This window comes from Massilia sp. 2TAF26, assembly GCF_052115005.1.
Taxonomy (GTDB): domain Bacteria; phylum Pseudomonadota; class Gammaproteobacteria; order Burkholderiales; family Burkholderiaceae_D; genus Telluria.
In genome coordinates, this window is the sequence record NZ_JBFRFV010000026.1 from 1 (window position 1) to 22,376 (window position 22,376).

The window sequence follows — 22,376 nt, forward strand, 5'->3', positions numbered from 1 at the left end:
GACCGCCGACCGCGCCCAGCGCCGCACCGGCCGCCGCGCCGCCGCCCGCGCCGACGCCGCCGGCCAGGTTGTGCTCATGCAGCTGGTCGCCCGGTTTCGGGTTCACGACTTCACCCGCGCCCTTGCCGGCCATGTCGCCGGCAATGCCGCCGACGACCGCGCCAGCCACCGCGCCGATCGGGCCTCCGACGGCGCCGATCGAAGCACCGGCCAGCGCGCCGCCGGCAGCGCCGGTGCCCTGCGCCAGGTTGTGTTCATGCAGGCGGTCTTCCGCATGCGGGTTCACGACTTCGCCCGCGCCACGTCCGGCAGCGCCGCCGGCCAGGCCGCCGATCGCGGCGCCGGCCGCCATGCCGATCGGGCCGGCCACCGCACCGGCGGCGGCACCGACTGCCGCGCCGGCGCCCGCGCCCACACCCTTGGCCATGTAGTGTTCACCCAGGTCGTCGCCCGCTTTCGGGTTCACGACTTCGCCGGCGCCCTTGCCGGCCATGCCGCCGGTGATGCCGCCGATCGCGGCGCCCGCCAGGGTGCCGACCGGGCCGGCGACCGAGCCGATGCCCGCCCCCACGGCCGCGCCGGCGAGGGCACCGATGCCGGTGCCGATCACGTGCGAGCCGCCGTTATCGGTGAAGGAGCGCTGGATGTATTCGACGTCGTCATCCGAACGGGGATTCACGCCCATCAGGATGCCGCCCTGGTTGATGCCTTCTTCGTAGTGCTTGACGCGCTCCTCCGGGATGCCGGCGCCGATCAGTGCGCCGATCAGGCCGCCGGTGATGCCGCCCGCGCCTGCGCCGGCCAGGCCGGCCGCCAGCGGACCCGCCACCACCAGGCCCAGGCCCGGCAGCACCAGGGTGGTGCCCAGCGCGGCCACGCCGGCCAGCACGGCGCCGATGGTGCCGCCGATACCGGCACCGACGCCGGCGCCTTCAGCCGCTTTGCTGCCCAGCTCGGTTTCGGTGTCGTTGAAATGGGTCTTGCGGGTCGAGTCCGACATCATCAGGTTGACGTCGTCCTTGGTATAGCCGCGCGTCGAGATGGCGCTGTAGGCGCGTTCGGCGCTGGCGCGGTCCGGGAACAGGCCGGTGACCATGCGATTCTGGTTGTTCTGCTTGTCGGTGTCGAAGATGCTCATAGTGTGTCCTCTCAAGGTCGGTGTGCCAGGCACGTATTGGATACGTGTTTTCTAAAAATCGGGTAGTGCAATGGAAGCAACGATATGCCTGCCCAGCAGTGCGCTTCTGTTCGCTGACGCACCCTTGCCCGGACATTCCAAGCATCAAGAGAACGTCGTCGCACTTTGCGCGTCTAACGTACGTTGCCGCACCGACCCGGGTACGTACGCATCACTAGACTTTGCCCATGGCCTCGGCAATCAATTGGCCTGGAGTATGTTTTTCCAACTTGAGGAGGAATCAACATGTTATTCATTATCTGGATCGTCGTCGGTGGTATTCTCGGCTGGCTCGCCAGCATGGTCATGAAGACGGACGCTGAACAAGGCATGATTCTCAATGTCGTGGTCGGTATCGTTGGTGCCTTCCTGGGCGGCTGGCTGCTGTCCCCGCTGTTCGGTTCCGGCACCATCAACGCGGACGACTTCAGTGTCTCGTCGCTGCTCGTTTCCTTCCTGGGCGCCGTGATCCTGCTGGCCATCGTGAATCTGCTGCGTCGCGGCCGCGTCCGCTAAGCAGTGCGCTACTTCGGTTAAAACCAACGCTCTTTCCGGCGTTGGTTTTTTTGTGTCTAAAATACTTCCATGCGTATACGTCGCTCCATCGTTGCCTTGATCGCCTGCATCGCCACCCTCATGGTCGGCCTGCTGGCGCTCAACCTCATGCCGAACGAAAAACAGATCGAGACCCAGCTGACCCGCCAGTACGACACCAACGACCCGCAATTCCGCCGCTCCCTCGGCGTGCTGCTCGGCCCGCCCCTGGTCGAAGGCAACAAGGTCGAGGTCCTGCTGAACGGCGACCAGATCTTCCCCGCCATGCTGAAGGCGATTCGCGAGGCGCAGCGCACCATCACCTTCGAAACCTATATCTACTGGTCCGGCTCGATCGGCCGCGAATTCACGGAAGCGCTGGCGGAACGCGCGCGCGCCGGCGTCAAGGTCCACGTCCTGCTGGACTGGATCGGCAGCATGAAGATCAGTAATGCCGAAATGGAGCAGATGCGCAGCGCCGGCGTCGAGCTGCACCGCTACCACAAGCCGGTGTGGTGGAAGCTGGCGCGGCTGAACAACCGCACCCACCGCAAGCTGCTGGTCGTCGACGGCCGCATCGGCTTTACGGGTGGCGTCGGCATCGCCGACAAATGGCGCGGCCACGGCCAGGACGAGGACCACTGGCGCGACACCCATTTCCGCGTCGAGGGCCCGGTGGTCGGCCAGATGCAGGCCGTGTTCAACGACAACTGGACCAAGGCCACCGGCACCGTGCTCGACGGCGACGCCTACTTCCCGGCCCTGAAGCACGAGGGCGAGTCGGCGGCGCAGATGTTTTCCAGTTCCATCACCGGCGGCAGCGAGAGCATGCACCTGATGTACCTGCTGGCGATCACCGCCGCGCGCCACACGATCCACCTGTCGAACGCGTATTTCGTGCCGGACGACCTGGCGGTGCGGGCCCTGGTCGCGGCGGCCAAGCGCGGGGTCGACGTGCGCGTCATCACTCCCGGCAAGATCATCGACTCGGACGTGGTGCGCGCCGCCTCGCGCGAGCGCTGGGGCGAACTGCTCGCGGCCGGCATCCGGATCGCCGAGTACCAGCCCACCATGTACCACGTGAAGGCGCTGGTGGTCGATTCGCTGCTGGTGTCGGTGGGCTCCACCAACTTCGACAGCCGCTCCTTCAGCCTGAACGACGAAGCCAACCTGAACGTCCTCGATCCGGTCTTCGCCAAGCAACAGGAAGCGGTCTTCGAAGACGACTGGCGCCGCGCGAAGCCGGTCTCGCTGCAGCAGTGGGAAAACCGTCCGCTGCACGACAAGGCGGCGGGCAAACTGGCCGACCTGATCGGTGCGCAGCTGTAATTACAAAGTGGCAAATATTGGTTGACGGTCGTTTTTCACATCCGCATACTGTGGCGGCTCCCAGAGAGCCACGAGACGACAATCCAATAACCACTAACGTATCGGGGCCTCCAAAACAGGTTTTGGCAGCCCCCACCACACGAATGAAAAAATCTCTTCTTTCGCTGGCCATCCTGACCAGCTTCGCCGCTCAGGCGGACGAAGGCATGTGGATGCCGCAGCAGCTGCCACAAGTAGCCAAGCAACTGAAAGCCGCCGGCCTCAAGCTCGACCCGGCCACCCTGACCAAGCTGACCGAATTCCCGGCGGGCGCGATCGTGAGCCTGGGCGGCTGCTCGGCTTCCTTCGTCTCGCCGCAGGGCCTGGTGATCACCAACCACCACTGCGTCTACAACAGCGTGGCGATCAACTCGACCCCGCAGCGCGACCTGCTGGCGAACGGCTTCCTGGCCAAGACCATGGACGAGGAACTGCCGGCCGCACCGGGCAGCCGCGTGTTCGTGACCGAGGAAGTGGCGAACGTCACCAACCGCGTGATCACCCCGGAAGTCGCCAAGCTGACCGGCAAGGCCCGCGTCGAGGCGATCGAGAAGAACCAGAAGGCGCTGGTGGCCGAGTGCGAAAAAGACGCCGGCTACCGCTGCACCGTGCCGAGCTTCTACGGCGGCCTCGAGTTCTACCGCATCAAGCAGCTGGAAATCCGCGACGTGCGCCTGGTGCACGCGCCGGCAGTCGGCATCGGCAAATTCGGCGGCGACACCGACAACTGGATGTGGCCGCGCCACACCGGCGACTACGGCTTCTACCGCGCCTACGTGAGCCGCGACGGCAAGGCCGCCGAGTTCTCGAAGGATAACGTGCCGTACAAGCCGAAGCACTTCCTGAAGATCGCCAAGGAAGGCGTCAAGGAAGGCGACTTCATCATGGCCATGGGCTACCCGGGCCGCACCAACCGTCACCGCCTGCCGTCGGAAGTGGCGTTCACCTTCGACTGGAACTACCCGGCCTTCGTGAAGGCGTCGGGCGAGACCCTGGCGATCATCGAGCGCGAGACCAAGAACGATCCGGCCGCCAAGCTGAAGTACGCCGGCCAGGTCGCGGGCGTCAACAACTACTACAAGAACCGCAAGGGCATGATCGCCAGCTACGAAGGCAGCGACATCCTGGCGCGCAAGACCGCCGAGCACAGTGCGCTGAAGGCCTGGGTCAACGCCAACCCGCAGCGTAAAGCCGAATTCGGCGCCGACATCGACACCGTCGAGAAGCTGATCGCCGAGCGCGACGCCAAGATCAAGCGCGAGTTCTTCCTGAGCTACTCGACCCCGCGCTTCCTGAACTCGGCGCGCGCCCTGTACCGCCTGGCCAACGAGCGCACCAAGCCGGATGCCGAGCGCAAGTCGGGCTACCAGGAACGCGACATGCCGCGCCTGACGTCGAGCATCACCGGCCAGGACCGCACCTACGACGAGAAGGTCGACAAGGCTTTGGTGCTGAACTTCCTGAAGCAATATGTGGAGCAAAATCGCGCCCAGCCGGGTAATGAAAACGCCGCCTTCGACGCCGCGCTGGGCATCAAGCCGGGCATGAGCGAAGCCGAACTGAAGGCCGCGCTGGACAAGCTGTACGCCGGTTCGCAGCTGCAGAACAAGGACTTCCGTGTCCAGTGGCTGAACAAGTCGCCGGCTGACTTCCAGTCCAGCAACGACGCCTTCATCAAGGCCGCCGTCGCCCTGTACGACGCCGACCGCAAGGAAGAAGCCGAGGACGAGGAACTGGGCGGCAACATCCAGAAAGCCTACGCCAGCTACATGAAGGCCAAGATCGCCTACATGAACAGCCGCGGCCAGGCCGTCTACCCGGACGCCAACTCGACCCTGCGCGTCACCTTCGGCAACGTCAAGGGCCGCAGCTACGGCGCCGACGGCACCGGTTCCTGGACCGCCTTCACCACCGTGAAGGGCGTGGTTGCCAAGCACACCGGCGAAGGCGAATTCAACGCACCGGAGAAGCAGCTGGCCGCGATTCGCGCCAAGGACTTCGGCAACTACGCCGATCCGAAGCTGAAGACCGTGCCGGTCGACTACCTGGCAACCCTGGACATCACCGGCGGCAACTCGGGTTCGGCTGCGCTGAACTCGAAGGCCGAGCTGATCGGCCTGGCCTTCGACGGCACCCTCGATTCGATCATCTCGGACTGGGACTTCAACAAGGAAGCCACGCGCGACATCCAGGTCGACATCCGCTACATCCTGTGGAACATGGACAAGGTCGACCACGCGGACAACCTGCTGAAGGAAATGGGCGTCAAGTAAACGCCTGGGTGGACGCTTCGCGGCGTCCAATCCAAGAAGCCACGCTGCCGCAAGGCGCGTGGCTTTTTTTCCGTTCGTCGCCCATGGCGGCGGTTCATCCGGCCGGATCGGCATTCCAGTCCACCGTCAGCTGCCGCTTGCCGCCCGCACCGCTACACTTGCCTGCAATCGGCGCCCGGCGCCATCGATCAGGGAGGAGCGGCATGAAAAGGACATGGATCGCATGCTGGGCGCTGGCCGGCATGGTGGCCGCGGGCGCCGCGGGCGCCGCGGCGCAGGATACCGATTTGCAGGCGCAGGCCAGGGAGTACCGCGAGGCGCGCGCCGCGGTCGCGGACCTGGAAAAGATCGTCGCCCCTGGCGCCATACAGGAGTCGTACAAGACCCGCATCGGCGGCATCGACCAGTGGATCAGCGTGCGCGGCCAGGATCGCGAGAATCCGATGGTCCTGTTCGTTCACGGCGGCCCGGCCTCCCCCGTCACGCCGACCATGTGGCAGTTCCAGCGTCCGATCGAAGAATACTTCACCGTCGCCAACTACGACCAGCGCGGTGCGGGCAAGACCTATGGCGAGACCGATCCGGAAGCGGTCGGCGGCACGATCCGTATCGAACGCTACGTCGACGATGCGATCGAAGTGGCCGAGCACCTGCGCCAGCGCTACGGCAAGCACAAGCTGATCCTGATGGGTCACAGCTGGGGCACCATCATCGCCATGAAGGCGGCACTCAAGCGCCCCGACCTGTTCCATGCCTATGTCGGCATCGGCCAGGTGATCAGCACGCGCGAGAACGAGCGCATCAGCTTCGACTATGCGATGGCGCAGGCAAAGGCGCACGACAACCGGGAGGCGCTGCGCGACCTCGCCTCGATCGCTCCCTACCCCGGCAACCAGCCGATCACGCGCGAGCGCATCATCGTGGCGCGCAAGTGGCCGCAATACTACGGCGGCCTGAGCGCCTTCCGCAGCAGCTCCGGCTACTTCTTCGATGGTCCCCTTCTCTCGCCCGAATACGACGGCAAGCAGGTGCGCGACATCGACCGTGGAAGCCTGCTGACGCTGGGACGGGTGCTGCCGGAATTCGTGCAGGTCGATTTCTCCGGCGTGAAGCGTTTCCCGATCCCGGTCGTGATGTTCCTCGGCCGGCATGACTACACCACGCCCACCGCCCCGGCCGAAGCCTGGCTGGCGCAGGTACAGGCCCCGTACAAGCGCGCGGTATGGTTCGAGCGCTCGGCCCACATGATCCCCTGGGAAGAGCCGGGCAAGACGCTGGTCAGCCTGTTAACGTATGTGAAGCCGCTGGCGCGGTGAGGACCGGCGGTTCTCGATCGGCCGCAAGGCCAGCGCCAACCGTCCCTGGGAAGGCGACGACCACATCCCGTCCGATGCGCCCTAAGGCTGGGACACCATCGCGCTGTCGGCTGTCGCCTACGGTGGCGGCCTGCCGAAAGTGCCGAAGGAGATGACGCTGGACGACCCTGGAGGCCGTGCGCGAAGTCTGGCCGCAGAACCTGCCGCTGACCGCGCGCATTGGCTGGAGCGTTACAGGATGCAGAAGTAATCCGGTAACTCAAGCACGTCGTTCCCGCTTTCGCGGGGATGACGCGTGATTAATGCGTCAACTCCGTTGCCTGCGTCCCAGCCCTGTTCAAGCGGCTGTTACGCAGCCCATAGCCGAAATAGGTCAGCACCGCCACCGTCATCCACACCGCGAACACGGTATAGGTGATCGGCGACAGGCCCAGCACCAGGTAGAGGCAGGCCAGGATCGACAGGCCCGGCACCAGGTAGGGACCGAAAGGCACGCGGAACCCCTTGCGGCCGGTGCGCTTGTCCTCTTCCTTCTGCTTGCGGCGGATGACCGGCACCGCCACCGAGACCACCATGAAGGCGACCAGGGTGCCCATGCTCACCATGTCCCACAGGAAGGTGGAGTCGACCAGGCCGGCCACGATGCCCACCACGATCGAGACGATCAGGGTATTCGCCACCGGCGACTGGGTGCGCGGGTTCACTTTTTGAAAGGTCTTCGGGATCAGGCCGTCGCGCGAGATCGCATACAGGATGCGGGTCTGGCCGTAGATCGTCACCAGGGTCACCGAGAACACGGAGATGACGGCGCCGCCCGACAGCACCAGTGCCGGCCAGGCCTTGCCCGTCACGTTCTGCAGGATCACGGCGAGGCCGGCTTCCTGGCCCTCGAACATATGGGCCGGCTGGGCGCCCATGGCGGCAACCGCCACCAGCATGTAGAACACGGTCACGATCAAGAGGGCGATCAGGATCCCGAGCGGCACGTCGCGGGTCGGGTTGCGGGTTTCCTCGCCGGCGGTGGCGATGGTGTCGATGCCGATGAAGGAGAAGAACACGGTGCCCGCCGCCGCCGTCACGCCGGCCATGCCGCCCAGGCTGTGGCCGTCCTTCGCCGCGAAGAAGGGGTGGAAGTTATTGATGTCGAAGCCGGTCAGGGCGATCGCCGCAAAGAAGATCAGGATGACGAGCTTGATCATGACCATGATGGCATTCGTGGCCGCCGATTCCTTGGTGCCGCGGATCAGCAGGACACAGCACATCACCACCAGCAGGATCGGCGGCAGGTTGATGTGGCCGGCATGGAATTCGATGCCGTTCTTGCCCGAGACGATCATCGGCGAACGCAGGGCGTCCGGGATCTGCCAGCCGATCGCGTTCTGCAGGAAGTTGTTCAGGTAGTCGGACCAGCCGATCGCGGTGGCGCTGGCGGCCAAGCCATATTCCAGCAGCAGGCAGGCGGCGACCACGAAGGCGGCGAATTCGCCCACGGTGGCGTAGGCGAAGGAATAGGACGAGCCGGAGGCCGGCACGCGATCCGCCAGCTCGGCATAGCACAGCGCGGTCAGGCCGGCGGTGATGGCGGCAAGCAGGAACGACAGCACCACCGCCGGGCCGGCCTTCGGCACCGCTTCGACCATGGTGAAGAAGATGCCGGTACCGATGGTGGCGCCGACGCCGATCATGGTCAGCGGGAACAGGCCGAGCGTGCGGCCGAGCCCACCGCCATGGACGGCAGAGTCGTCGAGCTTGCGCTCGGACGTCTTGGTTCTAAAGAGCTTCTGGCCCAATGTCTGGTTCACGGCGTGTCCTTTGGTCGCACTTCCAAAGCCTGCGATTATAGGGCCAGTTGCTGGCCACTTATAGATAACATTTTGCAATGCTCAGAAAAAATATTCCCTTAAAGATGCATTTTTTATGCATATTTATGTAGAATACCTGTGTTTTCACGAAGACCAAACGATGCGCCTCACCCGCTTTTCCGATATCGGCCTGCGCGTGCTCATTTACCTGGAGCGGGCCGGCGAACGCCCTCACCCGGTGACGGTTGCCGAGATCGGCGCCCAGTTCGACATCCCGCTGAACCACCTGGTGAAGGTGGTCGGGCAGCTGGCCAAGCTGGGCTGGATCACGGCGACGCGCGGACGCAACGGCGGCCTGCGCCTGGCGGCCGACCCAAGCACCCTGACCATCGGCCAGGTGTTGCGCAAGCTGGAAGGCGAGGACGATGAACTGGTCGACTGCGAGGGAACGGACTGCGCCCTCAAGCTCGACTGCCAGCTGCGCGGCATGCTGCGCGCCGGGATGCGCGCCTTCTACGAGGCGATGGACCGCTACACGCTGGCCAACGCCACCTCGGGCGCGACTGGCGAACAGGTGATTCGCATGCACCGGATGTTCTGGAGTGGAAACAAGAGTGAGACAGCCAAGGCTGGCTCATAGACTTGGAAAGAAGAGAAGTAGGTGCTCGCTTCGCGGGCATTTTTTTGAACGTTAAATCTGCATTTTAAATGCATCAATAAGGAAAAAACCATGATTTCCGACGCTTCCCGCCCCTATATCGACGCCAGCGTGCCGGTCCTGCGCCAACACGGCCTGACCATCACCAAGCTGTTCTACCAGAACATGCTGGGCGCGCATCCTGAGCTGACCCGCATCTTCAACATGGGCAACCAGGCAAGCGGGGCGCAGCAGCAGTCGCTGGCATCGGCGGTGTTCGCCTACGCGGCCAACATCGGCAATCCGGGCGCGCTGGGTCCGGTGGTCAATCGCATCGTCCACAAGCACGTCTCGGTCGGCATCCGCGCCGAACACTACCCGATCGTCGGCCGCCACCTGCTGGGCGCAATCGCCGCGACCCTGGGCGACGCCGCCACCGAACCGCTGCTGGACGCCTGGAAGGAAGCCTACAACTCGCTGGCCAAGCTGCTGATCGCCGCCGAAGCCGAGATGTATAGCACCGCCGGCATCCAGCCGGGCGAGACCCGCCCGATGCGCGTCACGGAAGTCGTCCGCGAGAGCGAGAACGTGGTGTCCTTCCGCTTCGTCGCGGCCGACGACAAGCCGCTGCCGGCCTTCCAGGCCGGCCAGTACGTCAGCGTCGCGGTCGACCTGCCGGACGGCAGCCACCAGCTGCGCCAGTACAGCCTGTCCGACGCCCCCGGCAAGGAAAGCCAGCGCATTTCCGTCAAGCGTGAAGACGCCGACGCCGGCACGCCGGCCGGCATGGTCTCGAACTGGCTGCACCAGAACGTGCAGATGGGCTCGATCCTGCAGGTCTCGCATCCCTTCGGCGAATTCACTCCCGACACCGAAGGCGAGCAGCCCATCGTGCTGCTGTCGGCCGGCATCGGCATCACCCCGATGGTGTCGGCACTGAAGCGCATCGCAAAAGTGAATCCGCAGCGCCGCGTGATCTTCGCCCATGCCGCGCGCGACGCCACCCACCATCCGCTGCGCGAGGAAGTGGGCGCGCTGAAGGATGCGATGCCGAACCTGTCGCTGGTGACCTTCTATGAAGATGCGCAAGGCCGCATGGACGTGACCAAGCTGCCGTCCTGGCCGCGCGAGGGAGCGAATGTGTGGCTGTGCGGTCCGCACAAGTTCATGCAGGCGCAGTGGCTGTCGCTGCTGCACCTGGGTGTGCCGGCTGGGCGCCTGCATCGCGAGGTGTTCGGGCCGGAGCTGCTCGATCACCTGCTGTAATACCATCGACGGGCGTGGGCACGGAGTGCCCACCCTACGTTGATGCGGCCGCCACGATATTTAATTCAGCATTTGAACGTGGTTGCCGCTCACCGAGCGCTGCCCCGGATTGCCGTACACGCGGATCCCGCCCGAACCGCCGTTCTGGGCGATCAGCGATTGGCGGACGTTGGCGGTGATGCCGCCCGAGCCCGAGGACGAGAGGTCGGCCTGGTCGCTGGACAGCTTGCCCAGGTCGAGGTGGCCGGAGCCGTTCGCGCGTGCCGTCAGCGAGCGCACTGTGCCGGTCACGCGCAGCTGGCCCGAGCCGTTCAGGTTGACGATCGCGTAGTCGCCGCGAACCTCGCCGACTTCCAGGCGGCCGGAGCCGCTCAGGTTCAGCCTGGCGTTGGCGCTCTGCAGGCGCGAGGCGTCGAGGCTGCCCGAGCCGTTGCTGCTGGCTTCCAGGCTGGCCACCTGGCCGGACAGGTTCACGGAACCCGAGCCGTTGCGGCGCACGGACAGCGGCGTGCCGCTCAGGCCTTCCACCGTGATGCGGCCGGAGCCGTTCTGGTTCAGGTCGGTCAGGCGCGGCACCGTGTAGATCACGTGCACCGGATTGCGGCTGCGGTAGGAGCGGTCGGCATAGATGTTCAGGGTGTCGCCGCGCACGTCGGTGCGGATCAGCGGCAGCAGGTTGCTGTCGGCTTCCACCACCAGCGAGGTTGCCGGGCCGACACGCACGTCGACCACGAAGGATCCATTCACGTCCAGGCCGTTCACGGTGCCGATCATGCGCTGGTCGCGCGCGGCCACGCCGTCGCCGTCGACCGTGTTACCGTTGAAGGGGGTCCGGACCTGGTAGTCGCCGTCGGCGCCGGGAGCGACGACGATGGCGCAGCCGCCGAGGGCGGCGAGGCAGGCGATGGCGAGCAGTGTACGCATGGGATGGCCTTTCTGTTAGTAGTGATTGAACTCTAACAAGGCGCGACCGGGCCAGCCCTCCTCATGCGACAAACTGCAGGAAACGCGGAACGAACGGCGTCAGCGCTGGCCCAGGCGGGTATCGCCGAACAGGTTCTTGTACTCGTGGGGCTGGGAGCGCCAGTACTGCGGCGGCGCGCTCACGCTGGCGCCGAGTTCGGCCGCCGCATGCCAGGGCCATCGCGGGTCGTACAGCATGGCGCGCGCCAGCGCCACCATGTCGGCCTGGCCGGTCTGGACAATGGTCTCGGCCTGCTTGGCCTCGGTGATCAAGCCCACGCCGATCACCGGCATGCTGGTCTCCTGCTTGATGCGGGCCGCGAACTCGATCTGGTAGCCCGGCCCCACCGGGATCTTCTGCAGCGGCGACAGCCCGCCGCTCGAGACGTGGAGGAACTGGCAGCCGCGCTGTTCCAGCGCCTCGGACAAGGCCAGGCTCTGGCCCAGGTCCCAGCCTCCCTCGACCCAGTCGGTGGCCGAGATGCGCATGCCGACCACCATCTCCGGCGACACGGCCGCGCGGATCGCATCGAACACTTCCAGCGGGAAGCGCATGCGGTTCTCGAGCGAGCCGCCGTATTCGTCGGAGCGCTTGTTTGACAGCGGCGACAGGAACTGGTGCAGCAGGTAGCCGTGGGCGCCGTGGATCTCGATCGCGTCCAGGCCGAGCGCATCGGCGCGGCGGGCGCTGGCGACAAAACCTTCCTTCACGCGCTGCAGGCCGTCGGCATCGAGCGCCAGCGGCACGGTCTCGCCCTGCGCATGCGGAATGGCGGACGGCGCCACGGTCTGCCAGCCGCGCTGGTGATCCGGCGGGATGTTGGCGCCGCCCTGCCAGGGGACTTCGCTGGATGCCTTGCGGCCGGCATGGCCGAGCTGGATCGCGATCTTGATTGGCGAGTGGCGGCGCATCGCATTGATGACGGGTTCGAGCGCGGCCGCGTGCTCGTCGGACCACAGGCCCAGGTCCTCGGGCGAGATGCGTCCCTCCGGCGTGACCGCGGTCGCCTCGATGATCAGGAGGCCCGCGCCGGACAGCGCCAGGTGGCCCAGGTGGATCATGTGCCAGTCGGTCGGCAGGCCTTCGTCGGCCGAGTACTGGCACATCGGCGCGATGGCGATCCGGTTGGCCAGCTCCAGCGGGCCCAGCTTGATCGGAGAAAACAGCATGCTCATGGAAAAGACTCCCCTTTCGGTCGAAAGGGGTAGTCTAGCGCGCACGATTGAATTAGGTGCGCACCACCATGATTCCGGCGCGCAGACCCACACGCACGTCCGGATTGGGGAAGACGACGAATTCCTCGTCGTGCTGGACGGTATAGACGGTATCGCCGTCGGTGGCGATGACCTCGCCCTTTTTCAGGGGCGTAAAGTTCTCGGTGTCGCGCCCGAAGCTCATGCGGAAGGCATCGGACAGCTTCATGATCGACTGGGCGGTGTCGAACACCAGCGGCGCCTGCCCGGACGGCGCGGGCGCTCCGCGCAACAGCGCATGCAGCGCCGCGCTCATCGCCGCAAACTGCGACAGGTCGTTCCGCCCCAGGGTGCCGATGCGGCCCAGCTCCACCGTGCTGGCGGCGGCGCCGTGCCGCTCCGCCGTCCAGTACGAATAGGTACCGGCCGACTTCGGGTTCATGATGACGGCTTCGATGCCGCCCTGCCCCAGCCATTCGATCAGGGCCTTGCGCGCGCCCTTCTCGATCAGCTCCGGCACGATCGCGAACTTCGGATAGCGCGAGGCGCGGATTGCCGTGTGCAGGTCGAGGTGCCAGCGTTGCGGGCCGGCGCCGTCGAAGAACGCACGCGTCGCGGCGATCAGGGTGTCCGCCCTGCCCGCCTCGAAGGTGCCGGCGAGGTCGCCGCGTTCGAGGCGGAACATGCGGTTCAGGTCGGCGTCGATGAAACGCTTGCCGACCGCGATGGCGTCGATGCTGCCGACGCACAGCATCAGGTCCACCTTCAGTTCCCGCGGCGCGCGCGACAGCGCATCGAGCAGGTGCGCGACCATCTCGATCGGCCCGGTCTCGTCGCCGTGCACGCCCACCGACAGCAGCACGCTCGCACGCGCCGTGTCGGCATGCGCATGCTTCAAGGTCAGCACGCCCTTTGCAGGGAGGCCGACCGTGAAGCCGGCGTCGCGGAACAGGCCGGCCACCTGGCCGAAATCGGCCTGGGCCAGGACCCGTACCGATTCCGGCAGTGCTTCGAACGAAGCTGCGCTCATGGCTTGACTCAGCAACTTAGGCCGCGATGCGTTCAGGGCTCGAACCTTCCGACAGCGACCAGACGTTCAGCATCGCCTGTTCGAGGTCGGTCGGCTGGGCGAAGCCCGTCAGGCCCATGGCGCTGGTGACTTCCTGCACCGCGGCCTGCATGTCGCCGGTCTGCTTGCTGCGTTCCAGCACGGTCAGCAGCAGGCGCTGCTGGGTGCGGCGCAGGGCCTGCATCGCGTAGTTGCGCAGCTGTTCCTGCGACTTGCTGGTGGCCGGCAGCTTCAGGCCGCGCTCCAGCGTGTCGATGCCGGATTCGGCGCGCAGCAGCATGCCGACCTGCAGGAACTCGGCCAGCGACATGCCGCCAGGCCTCTGCACCGACACCGCCGCGAACAGGAAGGCCGCCAGCGATTCGACCGTGTCGACCGCCTTCCATGCCTGCGCGAAGGACGGCGGCAGGCCGGCGTGGGCGTCCGCATCCGACTTGCCCGGATTCAGGCGCGCCAGCTGCTCCGGCTGCGAGAACAGCTTGGACAGCTCGGCCATGCCGCCGGCGCCTGCCTGTTCGGCCGGCAGCGACAGCACGCCTTCGATCACGGTGCGCAGCATCACGCGGGTACGCACATCGACGGTCTGCGAGACGTCGCGCGGCACCTTCAGGGCGTCGGCGTCGAGCGCATCGAATACCGGCGCCAGGTGCAGGGCAGCCCAGGCCTGGCCCCAGGCCTTGACCACTTCGGCGTCGTCGATGCGGTGTTCCTGGGCCAGGTCGCGCAGCATCAGCGGACCGCAGCGGTTGACCGACTCGTTGGCCAGCACGGTCGCCAGGATGGCGTTGGCCAGCGGGTGCGCGAGCGGCTTGCGGGTGGCGACCAGCTGTTCCGGGAAGTACGGACGCAGCACGGTTTCGGCCCACGGTTGCTCGGTCAGCGGCAGGGCGGCCAGGATGCGCTTGAAGCGGTTCTTGACGTTGGCGATGACGACCGCCAGTTCCGGCGTGGTCAGGCCCTGGCCGAGTGCCTTGCGGCGCTGCAGCTCGGTCTCGGACGGCAGCTGTTCCAGCTCGCGGGAAACGGCGCCCTCGGCTTCCAGGCTGGCGATCAGGGCGGCATAGCCGTCCACCACCGCGCTGTTCGACTGGGCCTGGGCTTCGCGCACCAGCAGGTGGGTCTGCAGCTTGTTGTCGCGCAGGACCAGCTCTTCCACGGCACCGGTCATCTCGTTCAGCACGCGGTTACGGTCGGCTTCCGGCAGCTGGCCGGCATTGACTTCGGTGTCCAGCCAGATTTTGATGTTGACTTCGTGGTCGGAGCAGTCCACGCCTGCCGAGTTGTCGATCGCATCGGTGAAGATGCGGCCGCCAGCCAGGGCAAACTCGATACGGCCGGCCTGGGTCGCGCCCAGGTTGCCGCCTTCCGCCACGACCTTGCAGCGCAGTTCGCTGCCGTTGACGCGGATGTTGTCGTTGGCGCGGTCACGCACCTGGGCGTGGGTCTCGGTCGAGGCCTTGATGTAGGTGCCGATGCCGCCGTTGTAGAACAGGTCGACCGGCGCCAGCAGGATGCGGTGCATCAGCTCTTCCGGCGACAGGCTGGTCTCTTCGATGCCCAGCGCGGCGCGGACCTGCGGGGTCAGCTCGATGTGGCGGGCGCTGCGCGGGAACACGCCGCCGCCCTGCGAGATCAGGCTCTTGTCGTAGTCTTCCCACGAGGAACGCGGCAGCGCGAACATGCGCTTGCGCTCGTTGAAGGAGACGGCGACGTCCGGGGTCGGATCCAGGAAGATGTGGCGGTGGTCGAATGCGGCGACCAGTTTCAGCTGGTTCGACAGCAGCACGCCGTTGCCGAACACGTCGCCCGACATGTCGCCCACGCCGACCATGGTGATCGGGGTGGTGTTCATGTCATGGCCCATCTCGTAGAAGTGGCGCTTGACGGCTTCGAAGGCGCCCTTCGCGGTGATGCCCATCTTCTTGTGGTCGTAGCCGTTCGAGCCGCCCGAGGCGAAGGCGTCGCCCAGCCAGAAGCCGCGCGAGACGGCGATGTTGTTGGCGATGTCGGAGAAGGTCGCGGTGCCCTTGTCGGCAGCCACCACCAGGTACGGGTCGTCCTGGTCGTAGCGCACGGTGTCGTTCGGCGCGACGATCTCGCCGCGCACGCGGTTGTCGGTCACTTCCAGCAGGCTGGAGATGAACAGGCGGTAGACTGCTTCGCCCTCGGCCGCCACCACTTCACGCACGGCATCCTTCGGCATCTGCTTGCAGACGAAGCCGCCTTTCGAGCCGGCCGGCACGATCACGGCGTTCTTGACCATCTGCGCCTTCACCAGGCCCAGCACTTCGGTGCGGTAGTCTTCCATGCGGTCCGACCAGCGCAGGCCGCCGCGGGCGACCGGGCCGCCGCGCAGGTGCACGCCTTCGAAGCGGCGCGAGAACACATAGATTTCGCGCCACGGACGCGGTTCCGGGGCCAGCGCCAGGTCGGCGGTGGCGATCTTGAAGATGATCTTGTCGCCGCGGGTTTTCTCGTCCCCCTGGAAGTAGTTGGTGCGCACGGTCGCCATCACCAGGTCGACCAGGGCGGCCATGATCTCTTCGGTGTCGGCGTGGTTGACCTGGGCCAGGCCGGCCTTCAGCGCGGCCAGCTTGGCGTTGCCGGAGGCGCGCTCGTTTTCGCCCAGCTTCGGATCGAAGCGCAGCTTGAAGCCTTCGACCAGTTCGCGCACCAGGCCGGCGCGCAGGCGCAGGGTTTCGGCCATGTAGCGGGTCGAGAACTTGCTGCCGGCCTGGCGCCAGTAGCTGATGTAGGCACGCACCAGCTGCACTTCGCGGGTCGACAGTCCGCCTTCGATGGTCAGGCCGTTCAGGCGGCCGTCTTCGGCTTCATCGTTGAACAGGGCGGCGAACAGCTCTTCGGCCACCTCGGCGATGCCCGGCTTGGCCAGCTTGGCCGCGCTTTCCGCATCGACGATCAGGCTGGTCACGAAGTGGCGGGCGCCGTCGGTGGTGGTGATCGCGAAGGCCTGCTCGCGGTCGATCGCCACGCCGGCGTTCTGCAGGGCCGGCAGGATGCGCGACAGCGAAGGCAGGCTGCCGGTCGAGTACAGGCGGATCGACGCAGAGCTTGCCCCAGCGGTCGCGGCGTCGCTCTCGATGCGAACCGACACGTGGTTCGGCTTGCCGTTGCCGAGGATGGCGGCGACGTCGCGGAAGGCGACTTCCGGCGCGGTGGCGGCCACGTAGTTGACCGGCAGGGTCGGCAGCAGCTTGCGCAGCGCGTTGCGGGTCGGGACGTCTTCGACGCCATCGGTCAGCGTGGTGTAGCGGTCATGCCAGCCGTCCAGCACGGACAGCAGCGGCTGCTGGATGTCGGTTTCCAGGTCGAGCGGATTGCGCGCGGCCTGGGCGATCAGGTAGACGCGGGCCAGCGGGCCGTCGGCCACCAGGGTCTGGGTACGCACGTCGCTGGCGCCCGAGCTGTCCTTCAGGGCCTGGGCCAGGGCGGCCACCACGGCGGCGCTGTAGCGCTCGCGCGGCAGGTAGACAAGCACGTTCAGGTGGCGGGCGTAGACGTCGCGGCGCGCGAACACCTTGGCGCGCGGCTGCTTGTACAGCGAGACCACGGCGCTGCAGACCTGGGCCAGCCATTCCGGATCGGCTTCCAGCGCTTCGGTGCGCGGCAGCGATTCCAGGATCTCCAGGAATTTCTCGGCGCGGAAGCCTTCCTGGCGCACGCCGGCGATGCCGAGCACCTTGGCGACACGGCCGCGCGCGAACGGCAGGCGCGCCAACGGGGTCGAGGTGGCGGCGCGGGTGAACAGGCCGATGAAGCAGTGTTCGCCGATGGTGTTGCCCTGGGCGTCGGTGGCGCGCACGCCGATGAAGTCGAGCGGCTGGTCGCGGTGCAGGGTGCCGGCGACGTCGGCCTTCACGATCGACAGGGTCTCTTCGCGCTTCGACAGGATCTCGAAGTCGCCCGGGATGTTCTGGATACTCGTCGCGTAGACCGGGTGCGAGGTGTCCTGCAGCACGCCGATGCGGCTCGGGATGTCGCGTTCGAGTTCGCGCACGCCCGGCTTGACGAAGTAGTAGGCATAGCCGAAGGGCTCGAAGCCTTCGTTCCTGGCCCATTCGAGGAAGGCGGCGACTTCCTGGCCGGCAGGCGTGCCCTGCGCGGCGGCGTCGGCGGCAACGGCGCTCATGCGGTCGCCCATGGCGACGGCGTCGCGGTGGACGACGGCGGCGTCGCGCGCCACCATCTGCAGGCGCTCGACCAGGGCGGCCAGCTCTTCCTGCGGCAGGTCTTCACCCAGCAGGCAGAGCACATAGGATTCCAGCGGCGCGCCGGCTTCGCCGACGGCGACCACGGCGCCATTCGCGTCGCGGCGAACCGGCAGCACGGCATTCATCACACCGGTCGCCACCACGCGCTGGCGGCGCAGCGCCATCACGAAGGAATCGACCAGGTAGGGCATGTCCTCGTTGAGGATCAGGAGAGCAGTCGACATGCCGCAGCGCCCGTCGGTGTAGCGCATCTGGGCGATCTGGCAGCCCTGGCCGGTGCGTTGCGCAACCTGGGCGAAGCCGTCCTGCAGGATCGCGGCCAGGCTGTCCGGCGAAACGCCCGCCAGGTCCTCGTCGTCGAGGGAACCGAGCCAGGCGCCGATCAGCGCACCAAGCTGTTCGGCAGGCTTGTTTTCCGCATTTTTCTCGTTAACCAGGGCGAGCGTACGGGTACGCAGGTCCGACGGCATGTCTTTATTCATTTGCTTCTCCAAAGCTGAGTGTTGATGCCGAGTCCGTCGCGGCTTGTGGCCACGCGTGCTCAGGCTTATGCGGACGGGGTTGTCCCGTCCAGATTCCTTGCTTTCTTATCCCGAAAGCTAATCCGCTATTAGAACATGCCGTAAAGACGCTGGCGAGGCAGTTCTGTATCCACGCGGCAATATTTTCGGGGGCTCTTCGTTAATCCAGGTCGTACAGTCCGGGCAGGCCGAGCAGACGCTCCAGTTCTTCCAGCGCGGCGGCGCATTCGATCGCCAGCTGCGGGTCGGCCAGGTCCTTCGGCTCGACGCGGTCGCGGTAGTGGCGCTCGACCCAGGGCACCAGCTTCGCGTAGAGCTCATCGGTCATGATCACGCCCTGGTGCATCGCGGCCGCCTCGTCATCGGTCAGCGCCACGCGCAGGCGCAGGCAGGCCGGGCCGCCGCCGTTGCGCATGCTCTGGCGCAGGTCGAACTCGATCAGTTCGTCGATCGGGCCGCCACTCGCGACCAGGCCGGCCAAGAAGCGCGAGACCGCGGCGTTCTCGCGGCATTCGTGCGGTACCACCAGCGCCATGCGGCCATCCGGTTTCGACAGCAGCTGGCTGTTGAACAGGTAGCTGGCCACCGCGTCCGCGACCGGCACCATGCCGGTATCGACACGCACCGCGGCGAGGTCGGCGTCCACGTTGGCGAGCGCACGGCGCAGCGCGTCCAGGGTCGCGGTCTCGTCGGCGAAAGCCTGCTCGTGGTAGAACAGCACGTTGCCGTTGCCGACCGCGATCACGTCGTTGTGGAACACGCCCTGGTCGATCACGTCCGGGTTCTGCGAAGCGAACACGGTGCGCGCCGCATCCAGGCCGTGCAGGCGGGCGATCGCCTGCGAGGCTTCGAGGGTCTGGCGCGCCGGGTATTTTTTCGGGCTCGGTGCGGACGGGTCGAATTCCACACGGCCGTAGACGAAGAACTCGACCCCAAGAGCGCCGTGGGCGCTGGCGAAGCGGGTGTGGTTCGCCGCGCCCTCGTCGCCGAACGCCGGCGTGGAAGGCAGGGGCTCGTGCACCACGAAGCGGTCGCTGTTCGCGAACAGTGCGCGCAGGGTGCGGGTCGACTGGATGTGCTCTTCGGCACGGTGCAGCTTGTTGTTCAGGTTGGCGGCCGTGAAGTGCACGCGGCCGTCCGCGGTGTCGCTCGACGGGCTGACGGTGGCGGCGTTCGCGGTCCACATCGGCGAAGCGGACCAGGCGCAGGCCAGGATCACCGGCGCTTCCCGATACGCCTGGGCCAGCACGTCGGCATCAAGGCCAGAGAAGCCGAGGCGCCGCAGCATCCGGAAGTTCGGGCGCGCCTGCGGCGGCAGCACGGCTTGCGCGAAACCGCGCGCGGCCAGTTCGCGCATCTTGGCCAGGCCCTGCAGGGCAGCCTGCCTCGGGTTCGACGCGCTCTTCACGTTGTTGAAGGAGGCGACGTTGCCGAAGGAGAGGCCGGCGTAGTTGTGCGAAGGCCCTACCAGGCCGTCGAAGTTGAATTCGCGGGCATTACGCATAGTGTTAGAAGCTCAGTCCGGGGGACAGTTTGGCCGGCATTTCCAGCTCGGAGGTTTCGATCGAGGCGACCGGATAGGCGCAGTAGTCGGCCGCGTAGTAGGCGCTCGGGCGGTGGTTGCCCGACTTGCCGACGCCGCCGAAAGGCGCCGAACTGGCCGCGCCGGTGGTCGGGCGGTTCCAGTTCACCACGCCGGCCCTGGCCTTGACGGCAAAGCGCTTCCACAGCGCTTCCGACGGCGACAGCAGCGCGGCGGCCAGGCCGAACTCGGTGGCGTTGGCGGCCTTGATCGCGCTGTCGAAATCCTGCACGCGGATAATCTGCAGCAGGGGGCCGAACCATTCCTCGTCCGGGATGCCCTGCACGCCGGTGACGTCGACGATGCCGGCGGTGACGAAGCCGTTATCAGGATCCAGCTGGCGCATGCGCAGCAGCACCTTGCCGCCCTTCTCTTCCATCATCTGCTGGGCTTCGACCAGGCGCCTCGCCACCGTGCTTGATACGACCGGGCCCATGAAGGGTTGCGGATCGGCGTTCGAGGGACCGACCACCAGCTTGCCCGCCACCTCGACCAGGCGGTCGATGAAGGCCTGGCCCTGCGGGGTGTCGTGCACGATCAGGCGGCGCGCGCAGGTGCAGCGCTGGCCGGCCGAAATGAACGCCGACATCACGGCGTGGTGGACGGCGGCGTCGCGCTTGTCCTTTTGATCCTCTACGTCCCAGACCACCAGCGGATTATTACCGCCCATTTCCAGGGCCAGCATCTTGCCGGGCATGCCGCCGAACTGTTTATGCAGGGCGGCGCCGGTCTGGCTGCTGCCGGTGAACAGCACGCCGTCGACGATCGGGTTGGCGCCCAGCGCGATGCCGGTCTCGCGGCCGCCGTTGACCAGGTTCAGCACGCCTTTCGGCAGGCCGGCCTGTTCCCACAGCTGGACCGTGCGCACCGCGGTGCGCGGCGCATATTCGCTGGGCTTGAAGACCAGGGTGTTCCCGGCGATCAGGGCCGGCACGATGTGGCCGTTCGGCAGGTGGCCGGGGAAGTTATACGGGCCGAAGACGGCGAACACGCCATGCGGGCGGTGGCGCAGGACGGCATTGCCGTCGGCGACCCTGGCGGCGGTCTCGCCGGTGCGCGCGCCATGGGACTGCACCGAAATATCGACCTTGTTGGCCATGGTCGTGACTTCGGTACGGGCTTCCCACAGCGGTTTGCCGACTTCCTCGGCGATGATCGCGGCCAGTTCCTCGTTATGCTCCTTGAGCAGGTCGCGGAAGCGCTGGCAGATCGCAATGCGCTGCTCGAGCGGGGTCAGGGCCCAGTCTTCGAAGGCATCGCGCGCCGCTTCGACTGCGCGGGCCACGTCGTCGGCGTTCGATTCCTTGCTGGTCCAGGTCTGGCGGCCGGTCGACGGATCGATGGTGACCAGTTCCTGGCCGCTGCCGGCGAGCCAATCGCCGCCGATGTAATTCGAGAGGTTGGTATCAGCCATTCGTATTCTTCCTTACATTGAGTGACAGCGTGCGCACGGGGTCGCCCGCCTGGCAATGCAGCAGCTGCAGTTCGCGTACCGACAGCGCCACCTTGGTGCCGCCATCGCAGGTTTGCGCGAGGATCATGCGGAAATCGTCGAGCTTCGTGTTCGAGACCAGGGTGATGTCGCACTCGCCTTCCGCCGCGCCTTCCCCGGCCACGGTCAGCACGCTGTCGCGCACCGCACGCAGCTCGGCCACGCGGCCCTGCAGCACCGGGCCGGCGTCGAAGATGTCGACGTAACCCTCGTAGTGCATGCCTTCCTGCTCGAGCAGCTTCCTCGCCGGCAGCGTGGAGCGGTGCACCTGGCCGATCACGGCCTGGGCGTCTTCCGGCAGGTAGGCCACGTACAGCGGCTGGCGCGGCATCAGCTCGGCGATGAAGGACTTCTTGCCGATCGCGGTCAGGCCGTCGACGTGGTCGAAATCCATCTTGAAGAAGTGGCGGCCGAGGCCTTCGTAGAACGGCGAGGAGCCGTCATCAAGCTGGAAGCCGCGCATCTCGGCGATGATCTTCTCGGTGAACAGGTGCTGGAACTGGGCGATGAACAGGAAGCGGCTTTTGGAGAGCCACTTGCCGTTATGGCCGGTGCGGTATTCCGGCATCAGGAACAGCGAGCACAGTTCGCTCGAACCGGTCAGGTCGTTCGACAGGTAGAGCGTGTCCATGCGGGTGAACACGCCCAGCTCGCGGCTGGAATGGACCAGGGTGCCGATGCGGTAGTTGTAGAAGGGTTCGGTGAGGCCGACCGCGCCCTTGATGGCGCATACGCCGGCCAGGCGATGGTTGGCGGTATCGTCCAGCACGAACATGTAGTCGCGCTGTTCCGGCGGGATGGCCTGGGCGAAGGAAGCGACCGCGGTGTTCACGCGTTCGCCCAGCATGTCGCGGTCCGGTTTCAGGGTCGTCATGCCGCTGCCGACCTGGCGCGCCATCTCGATCAGCGGATCGATGTCGTCCAGGGTGATTGCGCGAATCAAGAGCATG

15 protein-coding genes and 1 pseudogene are annotated in these 22,376 nt (G+C 66.3%); 7 read left to right on the forward strand and 9 right to left on the reverse strand.

The genetic code is table 11. From position 1 onward, the window contains the following. Positions 1-1,138: hypothetical protein (locus AB4Z32_RS21610; RefSeq protein ID WP_442123929.1), on the reverse strand; the 1,138-nt coding region annotated here is incomplete at its 3' end. A gap of 285 nt (positions 1,139-1,423) precedes the next feature. Between AB4Z32_RS21610 and AB4Z32_RS21615 the strand changes: the two genes are divergently transcribed. The 5 genes and pseudogenes from AB4Z32_RS21615 to AB4Z32_RS21635 form a co-directional block, all read left to right on the forward strand. Continuing rightward, complete coding sequence (locus AB4Z32_RS21615; RefSeq protein WP_036170652.1) at positions 1,424-1,693, forward strand: GlsB/YeaQ/YmgE family stress response membrane protein; 270 nt, start codon at positions 1,424-1,426, stop codon at positions 1,691-1,693. A 69-nt stretch (positions 1,694-1,762) separates the two neighbouring features. Then, positions 1,763-3,040, forward strand: coding sequence for a cardiolipin synthase (gene cls, locus AB4Z32_RS21620; RefSeq protein ID WP_442123930.1), 1,278 nt, complete (start codon positions 1,763-1,765; stop codon positions 3,038-3,040). Between the two features lie 143 nt (positions 3,041-3,183). Beyond that, positions 3,184-5,352 carry a S46 family peptidase gene (locus tag AB4Z32_RS21625; protein ID WP_442123931.1) on the forward strand — a complete coding sequence of 723 codons (2,169 nt, stop codon included), beginning with the start codon at positions 3,184-3,186 and terminating at the stop codon, positions 5,350-5,352. 203 nt (positions 5,353-5,555) lie between these two features. Further along, complete coding sequence (locus tag AB4Z32_RS21630) at positions 5,556-6,668, forward strand: alpha/beta fold hydrolase (protein WP_442123932.1); 1,113 nt, start codon at positions 5,556-5,558, stop codon at positions 6,666-6,668. Between the two features lie 19 nt (positions 6,669-6,687). Continuing rightward, positions 6,688-6,834 (forward strand): annotated as a pseudogene (locus AB4Z32_RS21635) (NADH:flavin oxidoreductase/NADH oxidase); the annotation flags it as partial. A 133-nt stretch (positions 6,835-6,967) separates the two neighbouring features. Here AB4Z32_RS21635 and AB4Z32_RS21640 read toward each other — a convergent pair. Continuing rightward, positions 6,968-8,470, reverse strand: coding sequence for an APC family permease (locus tag AB4Z32_RS21640; RefSeq protein ID WP_442123933.1), 1,503 nt, complete (start codon positions 8,468-8,470; stop codon positions 6,968-6,970). 160 nt (positions 8,471-8,630) lie between these two features. On the opposite strand from AB4Z32_RS21640, the gene AB4Z32_RS21645 reads away from it, so the two are divergent. Both AB4Z32_RS21645 and AB4Z32_RS21650 read left to right on the forward strand, forming a co-directional pair. Beyond that, on the forward strand, positions 8,631-9,110 hold the full coding sequence (locus AB4Z32_RS21645; RefSeq protein WP_442123934.1) for an RrF2 family transcriptional regulator: 480 nt from the start codon (positions 8,631-8,633) through the stop codon (positions 9,108-9,110). A gap of 90 nt (positions 9,111-9,200) precedes the next feature. Continuing rightward, positions 9,201-10,373, forward strand: a complete 1,173-nt coding sequence (locus AB4Z32_RS21650) for a globin domain-containing protein (RefSeq protein ID WP_442123935.1) — start codon at positions 9,201-9,203, stop codon at positions 10,371-10,373. Between the two features lie 60 nt (positions 10,374-10,433). Here AB4Z32_RS21650 and AB4Z32_RS21655 read toward each other — a convergent pair whose 3' ends face one another. From AB4Z32_RS21655 to astA, 7 genes are all read right to left on the reverse strand, one after another. Further along, on the reverse strand, positions 10,434-11,297 hold the full coding sequence (locus tag AB4Z32_RS21655) for a head GIN domain-containing protein (protein ID WP_442123936.1): 864 nt from the start codon (positions 11,295-11,297) through the stop codon (positions 10,434-10,436). Positions 11,298-11,396: 99 nt separating this feature from the next. Then, entirely contained in the window at positions 11,397-12,512 is a 1,116-nt protein-coding gene (locus tag AB4Z32_RS21660; RefSeq protein WP_442123937.1) for an NADH:flavin oxidoreductase/NADH oxidase, read from the reverse strand. 52 nt (positions 12,513-12,564) lie between these two features. Beyond that, positions 12,565-13,560 (reverse strand): succinylglutamate desuccinylase, encoded by a 996-nt coding sequence (locus AB4Z32_RS21665; RefSeq protein ID WP_442123938.1) that lies wholly within the window; start codon positions 13,558-13,560, stop codon positions 12,565-12,567. Positions 13,561-13,576: 16 nt separating this feature from the next. Continuing rightward, entirely contained in the window at positions 13,577-18,313 is a 4,737-nt protein-coding gene (locus AB4Z32_RS21670) for an NAD-glutamate dehydrogenase domain-containing protein (protein ID WP_442123939.1), read from the reverse strand. Positions 18,314-18,512: 199 nt separating this feature from the next. After that, a complete protein-coding gene (gene astB, locus AB4Z32_RS21675) occupies positions 18,513-19,856 on the reverse strand; it encodes an N-succinylarginine dihydrolase (protein WP_442123940.1) in 1,344 nt (447 codons plus the stop codon). A gap of 4 nt (positions 19,857-19,860) precedes the next feature. After that, positions 19,861-21,348, reverse strand: coding sequence for a succinylglutamate-semialdehyde dehydrogenase (gene astD / locus AB4Z32_RS21680; RefSeq protein ID WP_442123941.1), 1,488 nt, complete (start codon positions 21,346-21,348; stop codon positions 19,861-19,863). Then, positions 21,341-22,375 carry an arginine N-succinyltransferase gene (gene astA, locus AB4Z32_RS21685; RefSeq protein WP_442123942.1) on the reverse strand — a complete coding sequence of 345 codons (1,035 nt, stop codon included), beginning with the start codon at positions 22,373-22,375 and terminating at the stop codon, positions 21,341-21,343. The genes astD and astA overlap by 8 nt, the downstream gene beginning before the upstream one ends. Between the last annotated feature and the right edge of the window lies 1 nt (position 22,376).

Excerpts from the sequence above, each read along its gene's own strand:
- astD (WP_442123941.1), bottom strand. The coding sequence starts at position 21,348 with ATGGCTGATACCAACCTCTCGAATTACATCGGCGGCGATTGGCTCGCC.
- AB4Z32_RS21645 (WP_442123934.1), top strand. The coding sequence starts at position 8,631 with ATGCGCCTCACCCGCTTTTCCGATATCGGCCTGCGCGTGCTCATTTAC.
- AB4Z32_RS21655 (WP_442123936.1), bottom strand. The coding sequence starts at position 11,297 with ATGCGTACACTGCTCGCCATCGCCTGCCTCGCCGCCCTCGGCGGCTGC.
- AB4Z32_RS21665 (WP_442123938.1), bottom strand. The coding sequence starts at position 13,560 with ATGAGCGCAGCTTCGTTCGAAGCACTGCCGGAATCGGTACGGGTCCTG.
- astA (WP_442123942.1), bottom strand. The coding sequence starts at position 22,375 with ATGCTCTTGATTCGCGCAATCACCCTGGACGACATCGATCCGCTGATC.
- AB4Z32_RS21630 (WP_442123932.1), top strand. The coding sequence starts at position 5,556 with ATGAAAAGGACATGGATCGCATGCTGGGCGCTGGCCGGCATGGTGGCC.
- AB4Z32_RS21615 (WP_036170652.1), top strand. The coding sequence starts at position 1,424 with ATGTTATTCATTATCTGGATCGTCGTCGGTGGTATTCTCGGCTGGCTC.
- AB4Z32_RS21670 (WP_442123939.1), bottom strand. The coding sequence starts at position 18,313 with ATGAATAAAGACATGCCGTCGGACCTGCGTACCCGTACGCTCGCCCTG.
- astB (WP_442123940.1), bottom strand. The coding sequence starts at position 19,856 with ATGCGTAATGCCCGCGAATTCAACTTCGACGGCCTGGTAGGGCCTTCG.
- AB4Z32_RS21660 (WP_442123937.1), bottom strand. The coding sequence starts at position 12,512 with ATGAGCATGCTGTTTTCTCCGATCAAGCTGGGCCCGCTGGAGCTGGCC.
- cls (WP_442123930.1), top strand. The coding sequence starts at position 1,763 with ATGCGTATACGTCGCTCCATCGTTGCCTTGATCGCCTGCATCGCCACC.
- AB4Z32_RS21625 (WP_442123931.1), top strand. The coding sequence starts at position 3,184 with ATGAAAAAATCTCTTCTTTCGCTGGCCATCCTGACCAGCTTCGCCGCT.
- AB4Z32_RS21650 (WP_442123935.1), top strand. The coding sequence starts at position 9,201 with ATGATTTCCGACGCTTCCCGCCCCTATATCGACGCCAGCGTGCCGGTC.